Genomic DNA, 21,753 nt, shown 5'->3' on the forward strand with positions numbered 1-21,753 from the left:
CGCCCCCACAGTGGACTTTCACCACCTAGATATATGCCATGCCCGGCATACAAAAAAGAACCTGAATAAACAGGTTCTTGCGTCTTATTTAAGACCGTATTTCTTATTGAATTTTTCAACTCTACCATCAGCACTCGCAAATCTCTGTTTACCAGTGTAGAATGGATGACAGTTTGAACAAGTATCCACACGGATTTCATCTAAAACTGAACCAGTTTCGAATTCGTTACCACATGATGTGCAGATTACTTTTACTTTTTTGTAATTTGGATGAATTCCAGCTCTCATTGTCTTATCTCCTTCCGCCTTGAAATATTTGCTACTTCAAAGTAAGTTGCTAGTGTATTGTACATCATTTTTTATTGAAATACAATAGCTTTTTTAAATTTATTTCTTAGTAATATAACCTAATTTTGTTAACATTTCAGCACTTTCAACAGCACCGCCAGCAGCACCTCTTAAAGTGTTATGAGATAAACCTACAAACTTATAATCGAAAATGTTATCTTCTCTAAGTCTACCAATAGAAACTCCCATACCACCTTCATAGTCTACATCTAATGTAACCTGTGGACGGTTTTCTTCTTCCATGTATCTAATAAAATGTTCAGGTGCATGTGGAAGCTTAAATTCCTGTGGCTGTCCCTTGAAATTATTTAAACGATCAATTAATTCTTCTTTAGTAGGCTTCTTATTGAAACTAATAGAAACAGTTGCTGTATGACCATTTAATACTGGCACACGAATACACTGAGCACTAATAATAGGTCCTTCAGCTTTAACGATTTCGCCATTTTCAATATGACCAAATACTTTTAATGGTTCCTGTTCAGACTTTTCTTCTTCCCCACTGATTAAAGGAATGATGTTTCCTACCATTTCTGGCCATTCCTTAAAAGTCTTTCCAGCACCAGAAATAGCCTGGTATGTACTTACTACAACCTTTGTTGGTTCAAATTCCTTCCATGCTGCTAAGCAAGGTGTATAAGACTGGATTGAACAGTTAGGCTTTACTGCGATAAAACCTTTCTTAGTTCCTAGTCTCTTTCTTTGATCTTCGATGACAGCATAATGTTCTGGGTTGATTTCTGGAATAACCATAGGAACATCAGGTGTCCATCTGTGTGCACTGTTGTTTGAAACAACAGGTGTTTCTGCTTTTGCATATGCTTCTTCAATTGCTTTGATTTCTTCTTTACTCATATTTACTGCTGAGAATACAAAATCAACTTCTTTCGCAATATCTTCTACATCTGCAACATCTTTTACGGCAATGTTCTTGACTGCTTCAGGAATAGGTGTATCCATTTTCCATCTGCCTTTTACTGCTTCTTCATAAGTCTTTCCCGCACTAGACTTACTTGCTGCAAGTGTAGTCACTTCAAACCATGGATGGTTATCTAGAAGAGTATTAAATCTCTGTCCAACCATACCAGTCGCACCTAAAATACCAACTTTTAACTTGTCACTCATAGCTTCTCCTCCTATCAACATTAATCGTCAATCATATAACGAGTAATGTGTGCTCCTAATGTGATGAGCTTGTGGTCTATATTATCATAACCACGGTCAATATGGTAGACATTTGTAATTTCTGTTTTACCTTCTGCCATTAAACCAGCCACCACAAGAGCCGCACCACAGCGTAAATCTGTAGCCATTACTCTTGCACCATGTAGAGGTGTCTTGCCTTTTATATAAGCACATGCTTCACCTAATTCAATATCTGCTCCCATCTTATTAAGCTGAGCACAATGCTTAAATCTTTCTTTATAAATAGTTTCAGACACTTTAGATTGTCCATTACTCTGAGTTAAAAGAGTTGTTAGAGGTTGCTGCAAGTCAGTCGCAAATCCTGGATAGATCTGTGTCTTTACTTCAACAGGCTTTAAATTTCCATCATTACCATATACAACAATGCTGTCGCCAATCTTTTCCATCTTAATGCCCATTTCCTTTAATTTAGAAATAAGTGCATCTAAATGCTGTGGAATAATATTCTGGATAACCATCTTTTCACCAATAGCTGCTGCAATAATCAAGAAAGTACCTGCTTCAATACGATCAGGAATAATTTCATGATATGCACCATGCATATGTTCTACACCATCAATAGTAATGGTATCTGTACCCACACCACGGATTCTCGCACCCATCTTAGTAAGAAGGTTGGCAACATCAATGATTTCTGGTTCCTTAGCTGCATTTTCAATAACAGTACGACCTTTAGCCTTAACTGCTGCTAACATAATATTGATAGTAGCACCTACAGAAGCGAAATCTAGATAGATTTCAGTTCCAATAAGTTCATCAGCCCTTAAATGATATGTTCCTGTTTCTTCATCATAATTAATATCAGCACCTAATGCTTCAAATCCTTTTAAATGAAGATCAATAGGACGAGGTCCTAAATAACAGCCACCAGGCATTCTAATAGTGACTTCTTTATATTTACCTAGTAATGCACCCATAAAATAATAAGACGCTCTTAATTTATCAACTGCATCACTTACTAGTGGTATATTTTTCATATTTCTTGGATCTACACCGATTTCACCTACGGACATATCTCTTTCAACAACACAATTCAATTCTTCTAATAATACGGTTAACGCATCAACATCTGAAATTTCTGGTACATTATAAATTTCAACTGGTTCATCTGATAATACAATAGAAGGAATAAGCGCTACAGTTGCATTCTTCGCACCTGAAATAGTCACTGTTCCATTAAGTTTATGTCCACCTTCAATAGCAATTACTTCTTCTGACATTTCTATTCAATCCTTTCATTAAGGTTATTTAAAATTTATGTATATATATTAAAAACTTTTAAGTTAATAGTTAATAAGTTAAAGTCAAAATATTGGTATTTATCTCGACGAATTCATTATATAGTATTTTACTGAAAATCACAAAGAAAACAGAAAGTAAATAATCCTTTTTAATAAAAGAATATTTTACTTTTAAAAAAAACATGATATACTATGACCACATGGTCCGTTGGTGAAGTGGTCAACACACTTGGTTCTCATCCAAGCATTCAGGGGTTCGAGCCCCCTACGGACTACCATTTTTTTATGCGAATAAAAAAAAAAGAAAGCAAAGCTTTCTTTTTAAAAATGTTTATTTGTATAAAAAAAATGGCTGGGGTAACTGGATTCGAACCAGTGAAATGGCAGATTCAGAGTCTGCTGCCTTACCGCTTGGCTATACCCCAAAAAAAATGGCTGGGGTAACTGGATTCGAACCAGTGAAATGGCAGATTCAGAGTCTGCTGCCTTACCGCTTGGCTATACCCCAACAGCAATTTATATTATACATATATTTTAGGAGATGTAAAGAGAAAAATGACAAAAATTCGTACAAGATTTGCGCCAAGCCCTACAGGCTACATGCATATCGGTAATTTAAGAACAGCTTTATACTGTTATTTGATCGCTAAACATCAGGGTGGCGACTTTATTTTAAGAATTGAAGATACTGACCAAAACCGTGAAGTTGAAGGTGCGACTCAGTTAATTTATGATATTTTAACTGAAACTGGTCTTAACTGGGATGAAGGACCAGATAAGCCAGGAGATTGTGGACCTTATATCCAGTCTGAAAGACTTCCTATCTATCATGAATATGCTAAGAAGCTTATTGAGCTAGGCGGTGCTCATTATTGTTTCTGTGATAAAGATGCTGACAATGATTATGATCCTTGTCGTATGCTTGATCAGGCTGAAATTGATGAAAAGCTTGCAGCAGGTGTTCCTTATGTTATTAGACAGACTATCCCTGATAAGGGTAAGGCTACTTTTGATGATGAAATCTATGGTCATATTGAAGTAGATTGTACTACTTTAAATGATTCTATCTTAATTAAGAGTGATGGATTCCCTACTTATAACTTTGCGAACGTTGTAGATGACCATTTAATGGGTATTACTCATGTTGTACGTGGTAATGAATATTTAGCTTCTACACCTAAATATAACCTTCTATATGATGCATATGGATGGGATAGACCTACTTACATCCACTTACCACCAGTAATGAAGGATGAACATGCTAAGTTATCTAAGAGAAATGGTGATGCATCTTACCAGGATTTAACTAAACAGGGTTATTTAAAAGATGCCATCCTTAACTACATCGCATTACTTGGATGGTCTCCAGCTGATGAAGAAATCCTTTCATTAAATGATTTAATTGAACAGTTCAACATTGAACATATCTCTAAAGCTCCAGCTATCTTTGATATTGATAAGTTAAAATGGATGAACGGTGTTTATTTAAGAAACATGTCATTAGAAGAATTCCACAAAGTGGCTTCTCCTTACTATGACTTCATCACTATTCCTGTAAATACATTAGAAATCTCTAAAGCATTACAGCCACGTGTTGAAAGATTAGCTGACATTCCAGAATTAATGGACTTTGTCAACGAAACATTACCATTTGATGCATCTATCTATAAACATAAGAAGATGAAGACTAATCCTGAAAACTCTTTAGAAGCATTAGAATTATCTTTACCAGAACTTGAAAAGTGGGAAGATTATAATGATGACGAAGGATTAATGAATATGATGATGGATATTGCTAAGAGCCATGAATTAAAGAATGGACGTATTATGTGGCCTATCCGTGTTGCATTATCTAATAAAGCATTTACTCCTGGTGGTGCTGTAGAAATTGCTCATATTCTTGGTAAAGAAGAAACTTTAAGAAGAATTAGAGTTGCTATTGAAGATTTAAAGAAATCAGTTGCTGAATCAGCAGAATAAAAACAAGAGGCTCGTTTGAGCCTCTTTTAGTATGCTTTCTTATAGTTTGCAAGCGCACCGATTAGGTTAGAATCATTGTTGTATTTACATTGTACTAACTTAGCTTGTGGGATAGGCACAGGCATTTTTTCATAGAGTTCATCTAAAGACTTCTGAATATAGGTCATTAAAATAGGTTGTTTAGAGATACCCCCACCTATCGCAATACAATCAGGATCGACTGCTGCCTGGATATTAAATAATCCCATCGCAATAGTGTCTGTATAGTCCTTTAAGACACTTAAGGCTCTTGTATCGCCATTATTACAATATTCAAAAGCTTTTATACCATCAAATGAATCAGAGGATCCTACAGCCATCTTAATGCCTTTTACGAGTCTTAAGACACTGCCATCAATCCCCCACTTACTACCAAAGCCACGCTTATCTGTCCACTTAGTAGAAAGATAACTGAATTCACTCGCAAATCCATGACCACCAGTAAAGACACGATCACCAATAGTCATACCACCACCAATACCTGTACCTAAAATACATACAGCACCAACATCAGTTCCTTTCAAAGAACCATATGTCACTTCACATTGTGCAGCACATTTAGCATCGTTCTCAATCACAACACGTTCTGTTGTGACCTTTTTTATTTCTTCTAAAACATCTACATCCTGATTGTATTCTAATGCCCCTGGTACCTGCATTTTATGTGTTTTCTTATTATATAAGCCTGGTAAGCTCATTGCGATACCATCTACACTACTATATCTATTATAAATACTCTTAATTACTTCTAAGAAGTTTTCTAGTGTATCAAGTGGTGTAGGTACACTACCCTTTTCCAACATTTCCAATTCATCATTCATTAAGGCATACTTAATCGCAGTACCCCCTACATCAAATACTAAATATTCCATTTTGTTTCCTCCTTTAAATATCATAATATAGATTGAGAATATAATATGTATTTTTCAGAATACGAAACACAAAAAACCAAGGACATTATGCCTTGGTTCTCATATTAATCCTGGAATAAAGGAGTAGAAAGATAACGGTCACCTGTATCTGGTAATAAGGCTACAATAGTCTTGCCTTTATTTTCTGGTCTTTTAGCAAGTTCAATCGCAGCATAAACAGCAGCACCTGAAGAAATACCTACTAAGATACCTTCATTATGACCAATTTCTTTACCAGTCGCAAATGCATCTTCATTAGTCACACGGATGATTTCATCATATACCTTTGTATCTAATACATCAGGTACGAAACCCGCACCGATACCCTGGATCTTATGTGCACCACCCTGTCCAGTAGATAGTACTGGAGATGAATCTGGTTCTACTGCAACTACTTTTACGTCTGGTTTCTTATCTTTTAAGTACTGTCCTACACCAGTCACTGTACCACCAGTACCTACACCAGCGACAAAGTAATCCACCTGACCATCTAAGTCTTCAAAGATTTCTGGTCCTGTTGTTAAATAGTGTGCCTGTGGGTTAGCTGGGTTAACGAACTGTCCCGGAATATAGCTGTTTTCAATTCCTTCTGCAAGTTCATTTGCTTTCGCAATAGCACCCTTCATTCCCTTGTTTCCATCTGTTAAGACAAGTTCAGCACCATATGCTTTCATTAATGTACGTCTTTCTACAGACATTGTTTCTGGCATAACAATAATAATACGATAACCTCTTGCAGCCGCAACAGAAGCTAAACCAATACCTGTATTACCTGAAGTAGGTTCAATCAATACAGTATCTTTATTGATTTTTCCTGCTTTTTCTGCTTCATCAAGCATATTCTTCGCAATTCTATCTTTAACACTTCCTGCGGGATTGAAGTATTCAACCTTTGCGATAACCTTTGCTTCTAAGTTATATTTCTTTTCTAAATGTGTTAATTCTAATAATGGTGTATGGCCAATTAACTGGTCAGCACTAGTAAATACCTTACTCATGTTAATTTTCCTCCGAATTTGTTATTTTACTGCAGCAAAAGCCTGATCTAAGTCTGCAATAATATCATCAATATGTTCAGTACCAATAGATAATCTAATAGAATTCTGCTGGATACCTACCTGTTTTAATTCTTCTTCATTCATTTCTGCATGTGTAGTAGAAGCTGGATGAATAACTAAAGATTTCACATCTGCAACGTTAGCAAGTAATGAGAATAACTGTAAGTTATCAATGAAATCTTTTGCTTTTCTTGCATCACCCTTGATGTTGAATGTAAAGATTGATCCACCACCATTAGGGAAATACTTCTTATATAATGCCTGCTGAGATGGATTTGTAGATACTGAAGGATGTGATACAGATTCAACTTGTGGATGGTTATTTAAGTATTCTACAACCTTTAATGTATTTTCTACCTGTCTTTCTACACGTAATGAAAGTGTTTCTAGACCCTGTAAGAAGATCCAAGCATGAATTGGTGAAAGAGTTGCACCCATGTCTCTTAATAAAATAGCTCTAATTCTTGTAATATAAGCAGCTGCTCCTACATCTTTCGCAAAGCTTACACCATGATAAGATGGGTTTGGTTCAACAAGCTGTGGGAATTTATCTGCATGTGCTGCCCAGTCAAACTTACCTGCATCAACAATAACACCACCAATAGTAGTACCATGACCACCAATGAATTTAGTTGCTGAATGAATAACAACATCAGCACCATATTCAATTGGTCTAATTAAATAAGGTGTACCAAATGTGTTATCAATAACTAATGGTAAACCATGTTTATGTGCAATCTTTGCGATTGCTTCGATGTCTACAACATCTGAATTAGGGTTACCTAAAGTTTCAATATAAACAAGTTTTGTGTTTTCCTGAATAGCATCTTCAAATGCCTGTGGATTTAATGCATCTACGAATGTAGTAGTAATACCATAATCAGTAAATGTATGTTTGAATAGGTTGAATGTTCCACCATAGATGTTTTCTGCAGATACGATATGGTCACCTGCAGCCACTAAGTTTTGTACTGCATATGTCACTGCAGCTGCACCAGAACCTACTGCTAAGGCTGCTACACCACCTTCTAAAGCCGCAATTCTTTTTTCAAATACATCTTCAGTTGGGTTTGTTAGACGACCATAGATATTACCAGCATCCTGTAATGCGAATCTAGCTGCTGCATGATCTGAGTTATGAAAAACGTAAGATGAAGTCTGATAGATAGGTACTGCACGAGCGTCAGTTACTGGATCAGCTTCTTCCTGTCCTACGTGTAATGCAAGTGTTTCGAAATGATAGTTTTTATTAGACATGTATGTTTCCTCCTTAACCCTATTTGTTTGATAGGTTAATAGGATTATAGCAGTGATAAACCTACCAGTCAACTATATTTATAATATCTTTTATGAATATTTCGTATTTTCTAAATTTAATTGATTATATTTATGATTATATGACATAATCGTCGCCATTTGATGAAGCAGGTACTAAATCGTTTAAAGAAACACCTTCTAAATAGTCTGTAATCACTTTATATAAACCAGTCCACATAGGTAATGTATTACAATAAGATGCTCTTTCACATGTATTGCATTCATCTGCTAAACATGATACAGGAGCTAATGTTCCTTCAGTAATCTTAAGAATAGAAGCAACACTATAGTCTTCTGGAGCATGTGTTAAACGGTATCCTCCACCTTTACCTCTTAAACCTTCTACAAAGTGTTCTTTAGACAAAGATTTAATAATAATTTCTAGATACTTTTCAGAGATATTCTGTCTTGCAGCTATTTCTTTTAATGGTATATATTTAGAACGATCATGCTGTGCTAAATCAATCATGACACGCAAAGCATAACGTCCTTTAGTTGATATCATCATAATCAATTCCTCCTTTTACATATACCTAGTATGCCAGAGGGTTGTAGGGTAAGTCAAGAATAATAGAAATCCATCATGACTGATAATTCATATTTACTTATTATATGTGGTGTATAATGATTAATGTAAAAGGATGCATTAAATAGTGATCAACAGTTGTATAAGCTGTTAAATCAAAGAAAGGATGAGATATAACCAGAAATATTACATACACAAGCACAACATATTTAGAGTTACTTTACTAATAGCCTGTTTATTTTTGTATATTATAATAATAAATTCAAATACAAGGAGACCCTATGAAATCAAAAAAGATTATTGTAAGTATTGTTGTTTGTTTAATCATTGCAGTTATTGCAGTATTTGTAGTACCTAGTTCTAGTTCTTATTTATCAGAAGTTACTGTAAGCGGAGAGAAGAAGAAAGGTTATTCTTTCTATAAAGCAGCTTCTATATCTAACAAGTTAAAAGATGTTGATTTTATTGATCACTTGCCTAATGATATACAGAAGTATGATGAAAGTAAAACACGTTATGGCTCACCTTCTTATACTATTGTAATAAAGAATGATGCATATCGTTTCTATAGATTATCAAGTGAATCAGATGTACTTGTGACTAAATCTAATAAGAGTGAAGATTCTCAAATAAAACAATATGCTAGAATAAATAAAGATAATTATAAGAAACTTGCATCCTCAACTTATTATACTGATTATGATCAATTAGATTACTGGAACTAACATAGTTATTCCTACCACATTTTATTTGTGGTAGGAATCTTTTTATTTGCATAAAAAAAGAGAAGCCTAAGCTTCTCTCTTAAATGAATTATTCAGCAGCTTTACCGATGCAACCAAATACTTCCATTCTGTCTTTTACGCAGTCTCTGATAGCCTGAGCACCTGGAGCAAGTAATTTACGAGGGTCATAACCTTTACCCTGCTGATCCTTACCTTCTTCAATGTACTTTCTAGTAGCTTTCTGGAAGTATAACTGACATTCAGTGTTAACGTTGATCTTAGATACACCTAAGCCAATTGCTTTCTTAACCTGTTCATCAGGAATTCCTGAACCACCATGAAGAACTAATGGTAAGATACCAGTTTCTTTCTGGATAGCATCTAATGCTTCGAACTGTAAACCAGCCCAGTTTGCAGGGTATACACCATGGATATTACCGATACCAGCAGCTAAGAAGTCAACTCCTAAGTCAGCAATCATCTTACATTCTTTAGGATCTGCTACTTCACCCATACCAATAACACCATCTTCTTCTCCACCGATTGAACCTACTTCAGCTTCGATAGATACACCTTTAGCATGGCATAATTCAACTAATTCCTTAGTCTTTTCGATGTTTTCTTCGATTGAATAATGAGAACCATCGAACATAATTGAAGTGAATCCAGCTGCTAATGCTGCCTTAGCACCTTCATATGAACCGTGGTCTAAGTGTAATGCTACTGGTACAGTGATATTTAAAGATTCTACCATTGCTTTAACCATAGCAGCTACAGTTGTGAACCCTGTCATATATTTTGCAGCACCTTCAGATACACCTAAGATTACTGGTGCATTTAATTCCTGTGCTTCTAAAAGAATAGACTTTGTCCATTCAAGGTTATTGATGTTGAACTGTCCAACACCATAATGGCCTGCTTTAGCCTTTTTTAACATTTCTGTTGCGGAAACTAATCCCATAATATTATCTCTCCTTTTCTTTTATACTTCCATAATACTCTTTTTTCTTGTCTATTACTAGAAAAATTAAAAGATGTAAACGTTTTTATTTTACTTTATTTTCTTTTTCATTTATCAGGCTTAAAAAGCCTTCTATTTCCTGCTTTGTATAATAAGCAGGATTATCATCAAGCATCTCTTTTAACTGCTTCTGATAGTCTTTTTGATAGCCAATACGCTTATTTAATAAGCGTATTGCAAGTGTCTGTTGATAGGCTATATTAGTGTGAAGAAACTTCTTTAATTGTAGATTCGTATATTCACAAGCACAGTCTAATGAAAGATCATCGATATATCCCTGAAGTCTTAAACTATGCAAATCTTTCATCCAATGCCTTCTTTAACTGTAAACAAGCTTTTTCTAAAGTACTTCTAGGACATGCTAAGTTAAATCTTTCAAAACCTGATCCTTCTTCACCAAACACATAACCTTCATCTAACCAAAGATGGGCTTTATTTAACATGAAGTCTTCCTGTTCTTCATTACTCATACCAAGTGTTCTCATATCCACCCAGGTAAGATATAAGCCTTGGGGATCAATTAAAGATATACCAGGACATTCAGTTTTAAGGAAGTGATCAAGATAATCCATATTCCCTTTTATATAATCTAGAAGTTGATCCACCCATTCATCACCTTTAGTATATGCAACTGTTGTCGCAATAAATCCTAATATTGTAGGATCAGAAATAGAATGACTCATCTTCACTTTCTTAAATTGATTTCTTAGCTTTTCATCCGCAATAATAGCTGCAGAAGTCTGAAGTGCAGCTAAGTTGAATGTCTTAGACGCTGCAGTTAATACAATTGAAAAGTTCTTATATTCAGGGTCTACTTCATAGAATGCGATATGCTTATGAGGCGCATAGACAAAGTCCATATGGATTTCATCCGATACTACAAAAACGTTATGTTTTTTACAGATATCTCCAATTGTTTTTAGTTCTTCTTTAGTCCATACTTTACCTACTGGATTATGTGGATTACAGAAGATCATCATTTTGACGTTTTCTTCTATAATCTTAGTTTCAAATGCTTTGTAATCAAGTGTATATTGGTTATCTTTTAAATCAAGAGGCATTCTTACCATACGTCTGCCATTGTTTTTAATAGCACGATAGAATGGATAATAAACTGGTGTAAGAACCAATACACTCTCCTCTTTTTTAGTATAAGCTTCTACTGCAAGATGAAAGGCAGTTACAACACCCGGTGTAGGGACAATCCAGTCTTTTTCAACATGGAAATCATGTCTACGTTCCATCCATCCTACAACACTTTCTAAGTATTCTTCTGGGATTGTACTATAACCATAAATACCATCTGACACACGTTTAGAGAGTGCTTCTGGAATATCTGGTAATGTTTTGAAATCCATATCTGCAACCCACATAGGAATCATATCAGGATCATCTGTATGACCTGAATCATATTTTGCGCAGTTTGTATGATGTCTATCATAGACTGTATCAAAATCATATTTCATCGTAACACCTCCTGTTTATTAAACGCCTCCTGTGAGAAGTGGAATAAACCAATACCGACAGACTGTGCTAAGTTAAGTGAATCAATCGCATTCGTATGAGGAATAAAGACGCTTTGTCCATATGTCATATAAATATCATCAAGTCCTGATGATTCATTTCCAAAGATCAGTGAATGAGGTGTCACAGGTTTCACCTGATGAATATTCTTAGCCCCCTTCAACATAAATGGATAACATTGATGATCACCAAACTCTTTAAGATACTCATCAATACTTTCATAATAATGAATACGTAAAGAGAATAATGCACCCATAGAAGAGCGGACAACATGAGGATTAAAGATATCGACTGCTGGACGAATAATAGCTAAGTCCTGATAACCAAACCCTAACATTGTACGCATAATTGTACCCATATTACCCATATCCATAGGATTCACTAATACAATATGATTTCCCTTCTGTAAAGGTTCATAGAATGTTTTAAATACCCCAATCGCATAACAATTAGACTTTGGTGAAAGCTTATTAATTGTCGCATCATGCACATCAATAGGAATATGATGTGATGCACATAATTCCTTGATTTTAGGATATCCTCTGTTTTCTTCTATTGAAGAGTGTACAACCACTCTTTTCACAATATCTGGTTTATGTTCTAATAATTCTATTGTAGGAAAGACACCCAATGTATAAGAGGAGTCATCACCTTTTTTATATAACTTCATATTTTTCTCCTCTATGCATCTTCATTAATATTCTTAATAGTTTGTAATTCATCTTCCGCATTCTTTTTTAATGCTTCAAAGTGTTTAGGATCTTGTTTAGCCCCTTTATCAATGAGTTCTAGTAGTTCACGATATTTTTCTACTACAACCTCCATTAATGATTCTTTTACTTTGTAATCTAATTCATCACGAGCCTGCTGATGAATACGATTTAATGATTTATATTGTTCTCTAAATACAAGGTCATAATCCACCTTTGATTTTCTAGAAAATAGTCCCATAAGTACTCCTCCTTCATCTCATTTATTATACTATAGAACACAAAAATAGTCACAAATAATGTGACTATTTAGTATTCGTTGCCATAACACCTACGAGTGGATGTGGCTGATATGGTTCTTCTAGATATTGTTTTTCTTCTTCACTTAATTCAAGTTCTGTCGCAAGTACAGCTGTATCAACATGTTTAAGTTTAGTCGCCCCTACAACGGGTGATGCTACTTTAGACATCAGCCAGGATAGTGATACTTCACTCATAGAAACATGATGCTTTGATGCAAGTTCTTCTACACGTTGAATGATTTTTAAATCTAAGGCACTTGATGCATCATATTTACCTTTCGCATATGCATCTTGTTCAAGTCTTTGTGATGTTTCTCCAGGATGCTTTGCGAGACGTCCTGAGGCAAGTGCACTATATGGTGTCATCGCAATACCTTCTTCATCACAATAACGCTTCATTTCTCTTTCTTCTTCTCTAAAGATTAGATTATAGTGTCCTTGTACACTTACAAAGCCTTGTAAGCCTCTTTCTTTCGCAATAGTATTGGCCATTGCTAATTGATATGCAAAACAGTTGGAAATACCTATTTCTTTGATTTTTCCTTCTTTAATGAAGTCATTGAGTATTTCTAATGTGTCTTCAATAGGTGTTCTATAATCCCACATATGCATGATATAGAGATCAATATAATCAGTCTGTAGTCTTCTTAGACTGTTATTAAGACATTCTCTAAGATATGTTCTAGAGTCAATAGAATCATCACTCTTAGGGGTATACTTAGTCGCAATAATAACATCTTCACGATGTCCATATTCTTTAATAGCACGTCCTAAGTATTCTTCACTTGTGCCTGACTGATAAGCCATCGCTGTATCAAAGAAATTGATACCTGATTCTAAAGCATGGAAAATGATTTTTTTTGAGTCTTCATAAGGTAATGTCCAGGAATGCATACCTTGTGAAGCATCTCCAAATCCCATACATCCTAAACATATCTGTGAAACTTTTAAAGAGCCTATTAATGTATATTTCATAGTATTCGTCCTCCTGGAACTATCATAATATATACAAGAATAAATATCGAATGACAAAAAATTACTTCTATCTACAAATAGACAAAATCATTATTTTATCTATAAGGACAATGGTTTCCTAATAATTCTTTTAAACCTAAGTAACGCATATGATTGATGTTGTCTACAAGTTCATCAACGGGTTCTTTCATTCCTTCTAGAATCCATTGAAGCACCATACTATGAGAGGCATTGGTATGGTAGAGTGTCGCAAATTTAAGTTCTTTTGATAATGGTTCTCCTATACAGCATTCATGCCACTTTAAATCAAATTCTATACAGTGGTGAAGCATATGTTCTTTTAGGGAATTCTGTCCATCTATTAAACAGGCTTGCTCAATAAATGTTTCATATTTCTTTAAGCTGTTTAATGTCTGTGTAAGCGATGATTTAAAGTTAATAGACATATCTCCATCAAACTCATTCACAATCACTGTATCATAAACATAGGCAATAAGATCATTCTTATCTAGAAAGTGATTATAGAATGTCTGTCTTGAGAGTTCAGTATCCTCTAGTAAGTCGCCTATGGTGATTTTATAAAGCGGCTTTTTATAGAGAAGTGAAAGAAGACTGTTAGAAAAAGCTTTTTTTATGTTCATGTTATCCCTCTCTTTCATATTAATTTTACAACTTTCAAGTAAAGTATGCTATTATATCATTGCGAATAAGCAATAGAAACGAGGTAAATAAAAATGAGTATACTTGCATGTCCTAAATGTCATGAACCTTTAGAAATTGAAGGTAAAACATGTAAATGCATTAATAACCATTGTTATGATATTGCCCGTCAAGGGTATATGAATCTACTTTTAAATCCTGATAAGGCATCTAATAATCCAGGTGATTCTAAAGAATCATTGATTGCGAGAAAAGCTTATCTTGATAAGGGTTATTATGATCCTATTCTTTTTGAAGTAGTCAATGAAATCAAGAAGAAGGAAGGTCCTTTAAATATCCTAGATCTAGGTTGTGGTGAAGGCTATTATACATATCGTATGAAACAGATTCTTGGTGATGAGAATACTTATTGTGGTTTAGATATTTCTAAGTTAGCTGTAAGAATGGCTACACAGTATGATAAGTCTATTCACTGGATTGTAGGTAATTCTAAGAATATTCCAGTACTTGATCATTCTATGGATGTTATTACCGCAATGTTCACTGTAGTGAATCAGGAAGAACTTGCTAGATGTATTAAAGAGGATGGTTATATTATCCATGTAACTGCCAATAGAGATCATTTAATTGAAATTAAACATTTGATTTATGATGAAGTAAGGACTAAGTCTGATAAGTATATCCGTCTTCCATTTAATGTATTAGAGAGTCATGATTTTAAAAAGACTATTTCTATTAAGAATCGTGAAGATGCATTAAATCTTTTAAAGATGACACCACATTATTATCATATCAAGAAAGAAAAGCGTGATGTTCTTGATACATTAGAAGCACTTGATGTCACTATTGATATCAAAGTCACTGTATATCGTCCATGAGAATAAAGAAGCAGGGACAGCATCTTCTTATCACCATTGATGAAGAATATGAGAATCGTCCTTTATCTGATTTGTGGGCAGATCTGCATTTATCACGCAAAACAATTCATTTATTAAAACAGAATAAAGACTATAAAATCAATCATGTATTTAATATGAATCCTATACTTCATACAAATGATGTATTAGATGTTCTTGCTTATGAACATGATGATGAAACATATGCACCTGACTTTCAGGATATAGATATTGTATATGAGGATGATCTGATTCTTGTTGTGAATAAGCCTATTGGGATTGCGGTTTATCCAGATGATCCTCATAAGACAGACAGCTTATCTAATAGAGTTAGTGCTTATTATATGACACAGGGATATGATATTCCTGTTCGTTATATTCATCGTTTAGATAATGATACAAGCGGTTTAGTAGTATTCTGTAAGTGTCATTTAATACAGGCTTATCTAGATCATGCATTATCTATTAAAGAGATACAAAGAGAATATCTGGCTTATGTAGAAGGTTATATTAAAGAAGGTAAGGAATATAAGATTGAACAGAACTTAGGTAAGGATAGACATAGTCCTTCTAAGATGCGTGTTCATTCTAAGGGTATTCCTGCTGTGACTTATTACCAGTGTCTAGAGAATAAGGAAGATCATGCACTTGTAAGATGTCGTCTAGAGACTGGTAGAAAGCATCAGATCCGTGTTCATATGGCTTCTATTGGTCATCCTATTCTAGGTGATTCCCTTTATAATGAAGGCTCTGATTATCCACGTTTAGCACTTCATGCAGCATATATCAAGTTTGAAGAACCACTTACTCATCTTGAGATTGATTTATATAGTCCTATAGAATTTTAAAAGGAGATGACGACATCTCCTTTTTAATCAAACGTTACAAGCTTTACAATATTCTTATGACTCTTATTAAAGAGTGTAGAAGCACCCACACATACACGTTCACCACATGATGAGAAGATAATAGATGTATCAGAGGCTGTTTCTTCATAACCAGTAATACACATCCAATGCCATGTTTCTTCTTCTAATATCTGTGCTTCATGAGTTAAGATCAACATACCAATAGGATGCCCCTGATCAATAGCTGTTTTCACAAAATGTACACCCTGTTCAGGGGATTCAGTAATCTTCTGATAAACAGGTTCAACATCTAAACCAATATATTTCATATACTTTTTAAAGTTCTTCGCAAACTTATAGAAATAAGGGAAACCCATAATACCTGGTGTATTGAGTTTAAACATCTTTGTCATCAATTCTAGAAAATCTAGATAAGAGATATCTAGCTTATGTTCATAGAAACAGGCCATATCTGCAGCACAGACACTTGCACATCCTGCACGTCTTGCCCATTCATCTGGAAACCAATCCTGGTCTCCACCATAGTATTCTTGATTATCTTTATGAAAGATCATGATAGGAAGTTCTTTTTTCATTTTGTATACTCCTTCATATGGATTTTCACAATAAAGCAGTTTTCTCCTTCTACATCTCCTTCAATGATATAAGTATCATCATTATGAGTGAGATAGAGTTTAATTGTCTGATGAGCGAGTATTTCTTTTTTATAGTTAATAGAAATAGAATCCATAAAATGATTTTCATAGGCTTCTACAGGAATCAAGTTAGAAGCGATACGTAAATAATGGGTATTGTTTAAATGTCTATTTGTATCTATATCACTATAAGGTACAGTATAAGTACTTACTAATTGTCTATCATCTTGCGTAAAAAGTGTTTCTGGTTCTTCTTTGACCAAGTCTGGATTATCAGGAAGAGTGAGTCCTGCACGCTTAGGAGATGTAATACGACGTCTCTTTAGGTCAATAAGAGTCCAGATAGAACGACATTCACCAATACGTCTACCTTCTTTTTCTATATAGTAGAATCGAGGAAAAATCACATTAGAATAATGTCCAATCTCTGTAGTAAGAGTAATTTCATCATCTTCATAAATAGGTTCAGTTAATATAAGTGACTGTTTAGAAACAACATAACCATACTTTCCCTTCATTGATTCTTTATAGAATCCTGATAAAGAACCATCTACAGTTGCTATACGTGAGAAATAGACAAAAATATTTTCATCTCTTAAACGACCTGTATAGTCACATTGATCGTTCTGTATTGTGTAATGAAGTGTATACATTTTCATTTTCCCCCTTTTTTATGTATTATACTTCTTCTTTTTCGTTTGTCCATACAAATAGGGTATAGCCAAATTGAACAGTTCAATGTATAATTATAAGAAGAATAAAGGAGAGAACAGAATGGATCAGGTTTTAATTATACTTGCATTTCTTGTTGGACTCGTTGGTCTCTACTTTACATATATGATTGTGAATGTAGTTGTAACTATTATTAAATCTAAGAAAAGAGATCATTCATTAAAATTCTGTATGAGTCCTGCAGGTAAGGCTTTTTATATTGGTCTTACAGTACTTTATTTTGTAGTATTATTTGGTTGTATCGCTTTTATGATTTCAACATACAATGCTCACAAAATGAACTACATTTCAAACGCTTTAAGTGTATGGGCTATTTATTCAATCATCTATTCAATGCAGATTGCAAACCTTGTATTAGTTGGTAGAAAAAATATGCTTGTAGGTCGTCTTCTTATCGATTATCGTAAGATGAAGAAAATCAACTTCAATACAAATAACGAAATCACTTTTGTATTCGCACAGAAGAACTTTAGATTCTCTACACGCTGGGTTGATAAACAGGCTTTAAGAAAAGCAGTAACAGGAAGAAGCTAATAAAAAAGGATTCCGTGAGGAATCTTTTTTTGTTTACTCTGGTTTTTCAAACTGACTATAGTAAAGGTTATGATAGAAACCATTCTTCTTTAATAGTTCTTCATGTTTACCCTGTTCAATGATATGTCCATCATTCATCACAATAATCTGATCTGCTTTTTGAATAGTAGAAAGACGATGGGCTACAATAAAGGTTGTTCTACCAATCATCATTGTATCAAAAGCATCCTGAATCTGTCTTTCCGTACGTGTATCAATAGATGAAGTGGCTTCATCAAGAATCAACATTGGTGGATTAGCTAACATGATTCTCGCAATAGATAAGAGCTGTCTTTGTCCTTGTGATAAGTTACTGCCTTCTTCTGCAAGCATCGCATCATAGCCACCTTTTAACTGAATAATGAATTTATGAGCATGGGCTTTTTTGGCAGCTTCGATAATTTCTTCATCTGTCGCATTATTTGAGCCATACGCAATATTATCTCTAATAGTACCTTTAAATAACCATGTATCCTGTAATACCATACCATAGAGACTTCTCAAGTAGGAACGATCCATCGTTTGTGTATTAATACCATCAATAGAGATAGAACCACTTTGAGGATCATAGAAACGCATTAGTAAGTTAATTAATGTTGTTTTACCACATCCTGTAGGTCCTACAATCGCAATTGTTTCACCTGCATTGACATGAAGATTAAAATCAGTGATCAATGGTCTTTCAGGTGTATAACTGAAATTCACATAGTTTAAGTCAATAACACCTTGTGGACTATCAATAGTCTCGGGATGTTCTGGGTTTTTAATAGCTGGTTCATCAATAATCTTAAAGACACGCTCAGCACAGGCTAAAGCTGTTTCTAATTCAGTAAATACGTTAGAAATATCGTTAAATGGCTTTGTATACTGATTGGCATAAGTAAGGAATGATGATAAACCACCTACTGTAAGACCTCCACCAATAACACTAAAGGCACCATAGATACATACTGTATCATAAACAATCGCATTCACAAAACGTGTAGAAGGATTCGCAAGTGCACCTAGGAATTGTGATTTAACACCACTCTTAAATAAACGATTATTTATTTCATCAAACTTCTCTTCATTGATTGATTCATGTTGGAATGCTTTGACGACTTTCTGGTTTCCTACCATTTCTTCTACAAAACCACTCATTTCTCCACGAATAGATAATTGTTCCTGGAAGAACTTGAATGTATATTTCGCAATAAGCGTTGCGACAATGAGAGAAAGTGGTGTTAATACAATCACAATCAAAGCCAGCTTAACATTCACATATAACATAAAGCCAATTGTACCTAAGATTGTCGCAATACCACCAAAGAGGTTGGTAAAGCCCTGTAATAAACCATCTGAAATTTGATCAATATCGGCAATCATACGGCTCATCATATCACCATGTGTATGAGAATCGATATAAGAAAGAGGTAAGATCTGGTATTGTTTAAAGAGTTCTGTTCTTAAGTCTCTTGTGATTTCATAAGTCATCTTATTAGATGCTCTGACTAAGAAATAGTTGAATAATGCAGTCATCAATACAGAGAATGCAATATAGAAGATCTTTTGACTTAGCCCCTGGAAGAAAACCTGATGATAGCCAATCATCTGGTCAATGGCTTTCCCAATAAGAATTGGTGTCAAAAGAGTGAATATAATGTTAATTGTAGAAAATAATAATGCACCTACAAGATAGATACGATAAGGACGACAGAATGCCATAAGTCTTTTTAAAGTACTTTTATTCTTCATTATTCTGTCCTCCTTCCATCTGTGACATAACAATCTCCTGATAGACATCACATGTATTCATAAGCATGTCATGAGTACCCTGTCCTACGACTTCACCATGGCTTAATACCACAATAGAATCTGCATGCATTAAAGCACTCACTCTTTGAGAGACAATAATAACTGTCATATTAAGTGTACTTAAAGCTTTTCTTAGTTTTGCATCTGTCGCAAAGTCTAGTGCACTCGCACTATCATCTAGAATAAGTATTTCTGGTTTTTTGACTAAGGCACGGGCAATAGTGAGTCTTTGTCTTTGTCCACCAGATACATTCTTACCACCCTGTTCAATATAGGTGTCTAAGCCTTCTGTCATCTTATCGATGAATTCTTTAGATTGTGAGAGTTCTAATGCTTCATAGATGTCTTCATCTGTGGCATAAGGATTACCCCATTGCATATTTTCTCTGATTGTACCTCCAAAAAGTGTGGCCTGCTGAGGAACAATACCAATCATATTTCTTAAGTCTTCAAACTTATATGATTTAATAGGAAGATCTTTGATACGGATTTCACCTTCAGTGACATCATAAAAACGAGGAATCAGGTTAATAAGTGTTGTTTTACCTGATCCTGTCCCTCCAATGACACCGATTGTCTGACCTGGAAGAATATTGAATGACACATCAGTTAAAGCATTACCTGAATAGTATGAGAATGAAACATGATCATAAGTAATAAGGTTCTGATAGTCACTTGGAGCCTCATTGATTCCCTGGACAATATCTGGTTTCTGACTTAGTACATCTGCACATCTTTTGTATGATGCACTGGCTTTATTTAAGATCACAATAACATTCGCAAAGACATACATAGAAAGTAAGATCTGGTTCATATAGTTAATAAGTGAGATGACTTCTCCCTGTGTCATACTACCTGCATTGATTTTAAAGCCTGAGATATAGAGAATTGCGATAATCCCAAAGTTCACAATGATTGTAGTAGCTGGATTTAATACAGCACTGAGGTTACCTGCAATGATCTGTTCTTCTTTTTGTTTTGTGGTTGTTGATTCAAAACGTTTTTGTTCATTATCCTGCTGGTTAAAAGCACGAATGACTCTGACACCTGAAAGATTCTCTCTTGTAATAAGAGATACGTTATCTAGGATATGCTGGATATGAGAATACATAGGCGCTGTATGACTCATCACAAAATAAATACTAAACGCAATAAGTGGTGCGACAATCACAAAGATAAGTGCTACCTGCCAGTTAATCACAAAACTCATAATCAAAGAACCAATAATTAAAAATGGTGATCTTGAACATAAACGAATAACCATGGCGACAGCTAACTGAATCTGATTGATATCATTGGTGATTCTTGTGATTAAAGAAGGTGTACCAATAATATCAAGATCCTGATAATCATAACGGTTGATTGCACGATACATATCTTTACGCATAAGTGTACCTACACCCTGTGATGTAAGTGATGCAAAATACTGGCATACAAGTGAACTTGCATATCCTACTGTAGATAAACCAAAGATCACAAAAGCCATCTTTGTAATATAGTTTGTATTATGTACTGCAACACCATTATCAATAATAAGAGCTACAGCCATTGGTATACATAATTCTAGAAATGCTTCTATAAGTTTAAATATAAAGCCTGAAATGGCCTGCCATTTATAAGGCTTTAAATATTTCATTATATACATATTTTTCCTCCCTATCCTTGCAACATTATAATCCTGTTTTATACTATATGTATAATATATATTTTA

At 34.5% G+C, this 21,753-nt stretch carries 23 protein-coding genes and 3 tRNA genes; 6 read left to right on the forward strand and 20 right to left on the reverse strand.

The features are described 5' to 3' along the window. Nucleotides 1-84: 84 nt before the first annotated feature. The 3 genes from rpmE to DW269_RS05690 form a co-directional block, all read right to left on the reverse strand. Nucleotides 85-288 carry a 50S ribosomal protein L31 gene (gene rpmE, locus DW269_RS05680; protein WP_006507087.1) on the reverse strand — a complete coding sequence of 68 codons (204 nt, stop codon included), beginning with the start codon at nucleotides 286-288 and terminating at the stop codon, nucleotides 85-87. A 99-nt stretch (nucleotides 289-387) separates the two neighbouring features. After that, nucleotides 388-1,473 (reverse strand): aspartate-semialdehyde dehydrogenase, encoded by a 1,086-nt coding sequence (asd, locus tag DW269_RS05685; protein ID WP_117458910.1) that lies wholly within the window; start codon nucleotides 1,471-1,473, stop codon nucleotides 388-390. Between the two features lie 20 nt (nucleotides 1,474-1,493). Next, nucleotides 1,494-2,774: a UDP-N-acetylglucosamine 1-carboxyvinyltransferase gene (locus DW269_RS05690; protein ID WP_117458911.1), complete on the reverse strand. Its 1,281-nt coding sequence runs from the start codon at nucleotides 2,772-2,774 to the stop codon at nucleotides 1,494-1,496. Nucleotides 2,775-2,997: 223 nt separating this feature from the next. Between DW269_RS05690 and DW269_RS05695 the strand changes: the two genes are divergently transcribed. After that, nucleotides 2,998-3,073: transfer RNA gene (locus DW269_RS05695), tRNA-Glu, on the forward strand. Between the two features lie 71 nt (nucleotides 3,074-3,144). Here DW269_RS05695 and DW269_RS05700 read toward each other — a convergent pair. After that, nucleotides 3,145-3,220, reverse strand: a tRNA-Gln gene (locus DW269_RS05700). Nucleotides 3,221-3,227: 7 nt separating this feature from the next. Continuing rightward, nucleotides 3,228-3,303, reverse strand: a tRNA-Gln gene (locus DW269_RS05705). A gap of 47 nt (nucleotides 3,304-3,350) precedes the next feature. On the opposite strand from DW269_RS05705, the gene gltX reads away from it, so the two are divergent. After that, nucleotides 3,351-4,775, forward strand: coding sequence for a glutamate--tRNA ligase (gene gltX / locus DW269_RS05710; RefSeq protein ID WP_117458912.1), 1,425 nt, complete (start codon nucleotides 3,351-3,353; stop codon nucleotides 4,773-4,775). A gap of 26 nt (nucleotides 4,776-4,801) precedes the next feature. Here gltX and DW269_RS05715 read toward each other — a convergent pair whose 3' ends face one another. From DW269_RS05715 to DW269_RS05730, 4 genes are all read right to left on the reverse strand, one after another. After that, nucleotides 4,802-5,686: an ROK family protein gene (locus DW269_RS05715; protein WP_158546311.1), complete on the reverse strand. Its 885-nt coding sequence runs from the start codon at nucleotides 5,684-5,686 to the stop codon at nucleotides 4,802-4,804. 104 nt (nucleotides 5,687-5,790) lie between these two features. Further along, nucleotides 5,791-6,723 (reverse strand): cysteine synthase A, encoded by a 933-nt coding sequence (cysK, locus tag DW269_RS05720; protein WP_117458914.1) that lies wholly within the window; start codon nucleotides 6,721-6,723, stop codon nucleotides 5,791-5,793. 21 nt (nucleotides 6,724-6,744) lie between these two features. Then, complete coding sequence (locus DW269_RS05725) at nucleotides 6,745-8,040, reverse strand: O-acetylhomoserine aminocarboxypropyltransferase/cysteine synthase family protein (RefSeq protein WP_117458915.1); 1,296 nt, start codon at nucleotides 8,038-8,040, stop codon at nucleotides 6,745-6,747. A gap of 136 nt (nucleotides 8,041-8,176) precedes the next feature. Beyond that, a complete protein-coding gene (locus DW269_RS05730) occupies nucleotides 8,177-8,608 on the reverse strand; it encodes an Rrf2 family transcriptional regulator (protein ID WP_117458916.1) in 432 nt (143 codons plus the stop codon). Nucleotides 8,609-8,907: 299 nt separating this feature from the next. Between DW269_RS05730 and DW269_RS05735 the strand changes: the two genes are divergently transcribed. Beyond that, complete coding sequence (locus tag DW269_RS05735) at nucleotides 8,908-9,351, forward strand: hypothetical protein (protein WP_117458917.1); 444 nt, start codon at nucleotides 8,908-8,910, stop codon at nucleotides 9,349-9,351. Nucleotides 9,352-9,439: 88 nt separating this feature from the next. Here DW269_RS05735 and fba read toward each other — a convergent pair whose 3' ends face one another. From fba to DW269_RS05770, 7 genes are all read right to left on the reverse strand, one after another. Further along, nucleotides 9,440-10,312, reverse strand: coding sequence for a class II fructose-1,6-bisphosphate aldolase (gene fba / locus DW269_RS05740; protein WP_006507099.1), 873 nt, complete (start codon nucleotides 10,310-10,312; stop codon nucleotides 9,440-9,442). An 85-nt stretch (nucleotides 10,313-10,397) separates the two neighbouring features. Then, nucleotides 10,398-10,679, reverse strand: a complete 282-nt coding sequence (locus tag DW269_RS05745) for a hypothetical protein (protein WP_117458918.1) — start codon at nucleotides 10,677-10,679, stop codon at nucleotides 10,398-10,400. Beyond that, a complete protein-coding gene (locus tag DW269_RS05750) occupies nucleotides 10,663-11,838 on the reverse strand; it encodes a MalY/PatB family protein (RefSeq protein ID WP_117458919.1) in 1,176 nt (391 codons plus the stop codon). Before DW269_RS05750 ends, DW269_RS05745 begins: the two co-directional genes overlap by 17 nt. Continuing rightward, entirely contained in the window at nucleotides 11,835-12,566 is a 732-nt protein-coding gene (locus DW269_RS05755) for a TrmH family RNA methyltransferase (protein ID WP_117458920.1), read from the reverse strand. Before DW269_RS05755 ends, DW269_RS05750 begins: the two co-directional genes overlap by 4 nt. 11 nt (nucleotides 12,567-12,577) lie before the next feature. After that, a complete protein-coding gene (locus DW269_RS05760) occupies nucleotides 12,578-12,847 on the reverse strand; it encodes a hypothetical protein (protein WP_117458921.1) in 270 nt (89 codons plus the stop codon). 64 nt (nucleotides 12,848-12,911) lie between these two features. Continuing rightward, nucleotides 12,912-13,883, reverse strand: a complete 972-nt coding sequence (locus DW269_RS05765) for an aldo/keto reductase (protein WP_117458922.1) — start codon at nucleotides 13,881-13,883, stop codon at nucleotides 12,912-12,914. A 95-nt stretch (nucleotides 13,884-13,978) separates the two neighbouring features. Continuing rightward, entirely contained in the window at nucleotides 13,979-14,524 is a 546-nt protein-coding gene (locus DW269_RS05770; RefSeq protein WP_117458923.1) for a TetR/AcrR family transcriptional regulator C-terminal domain-containing protein, read from the reverse strand. Nucleotides 14,525-14,617: 93 nt separating this feature from the next. Between DW269_RS05770 and DW269_RS05775 the strand changes: the two genes are divergently transcribed. Together DW269_RS05775 and DW269_RS05780 are read left to right on the forward strand one after the other, a co-directional pair. Then, the gene (locus DW269_RS05775) at nucleotides 14,618-15,421 is read left to right on the forward strand and encodes a methyltransferase domain-containing protein (protein WP_006507106.1); all 804 of its coding nucleotides are present in this window, start codon (nucleotides 14,618-14,620) and stop codon (nucleotides 15,419-15,421) included. Continuing rightward, nucleotides 15,418-16,287, forward strand: a complete 870-nt coding sequence (locus tag DW269_RS05780; RefSeq protein ID WP_117458924.1) for an RluA family pseudouridine synthase — start codon at nucleotides 15,418-15,420, stop codon at nucleotides 16,285-16,287. Before DW269_RS05775 ends, DW269_RS05780 begins: the two co-directional genes overlap by 4 nt. Nucleotides 16,288-16,310: 23 nt before the next feature. Here the strand turns inward: DW269_RS05780 and DW269_RS05785 are convergent, their stop codons facing one another. Together DW269_RS05785 and DW269_RS05790 are read right to left on the reverse strand one after the other, a co-directional pair. Continuing rightward, complete coding sequence (locus DW269_RS05785; RefSeq protein WP_117458925.1) at nucleotides 16,311-16,883, reverse strand: hypothetical protein; 573 nt, start codon at nucleotides 16,881-16,883, stop codon at nucleotides 16,311-16,313. Continuing rightward, nucleotides 16,880-17,596 (reverse strand): acyl-[acyl-carrier-protein] thioesterase, encoded by a 717-nt coding sequence (locus tag DW269_RS05790; RefSeq protein ID WP_158546312.1) that lies wholly within the window; start codon nucleotides 17,594-17,596, stop codon nucleotides 16,880-16,882. Before DW269_RS05790 ends, DW269_RS05785 begins: the two co-directional genes overlap by 4 nt. Nucleotides 17,597-17,717: 121 nt before the next feature. Here DW269_RS05790 and DW269_RS05795 point away from each other — a divergent pair, with 121 nt between their 5' ends. Then, nucleotides 17,718-18,209 carry a hypothetical protein gene (locus DW269_RS05795; protein WP_233502441.1) on the forward strand — a complete coding sequence of 164 codons (492 nt, stop codon included), beginning with the start codon at nucleotides 17,718-17,720 and terminating at the stop codon, nucleotides 18,207-18,209. Between the two features lie 33 nt (nucleotides 18,210-18,242). Here the strand turns inward: DW269_RS05795 and DW269_RS05800 are convergent, their stop codons facing one another. Together DW269_RS05800 and DW269_RS05805 are read right to left on the reverse strand one after the other, a co-directional pair. Then, nucleotides 18,243-19,982, reverse strand: coding sequence for an ABC transporter ATP-binding protein (locus tag DW269_RS05800; RefSeq protein ID WP_117458928.1), 1,740 nt, complete (start codon nucleotides 19,980-19,982; stop codon nucleotides 18,243-18,245). Continuing rightward, nucleotides 19,972-21,687 (reverse strand): ABC transporter ATP-binding protein, encoded by a 1,716-nt coding sequence (locus tag DW269_RS05805; RefSeq protein ID WP_117458929.1) that lies wholly within the window; start codon nucleotides 21,685-21,687, stop codon nucleotides 19,972-19,974. The genes DW269_RS05800 and DW269_RS05805 overlap by 11 nt, the downstream gene beginning before the upstream one ends. Nucleotides 21,688-21,753: the final 66 nt, after the last annotated feature.

It is taken from the genome of Catenibacterium sp. AM22-6LB, from assembly GCF_003435615.1.
In the GTDB taxonomy this organism is placed as follows: domain Bacteria; phylum Bacillota_I; class Bacilli_A; order Erysipelotrichales; family Coprobacillaceae; genus Catenibacterium; species Catenibacterium mitsuoka_A.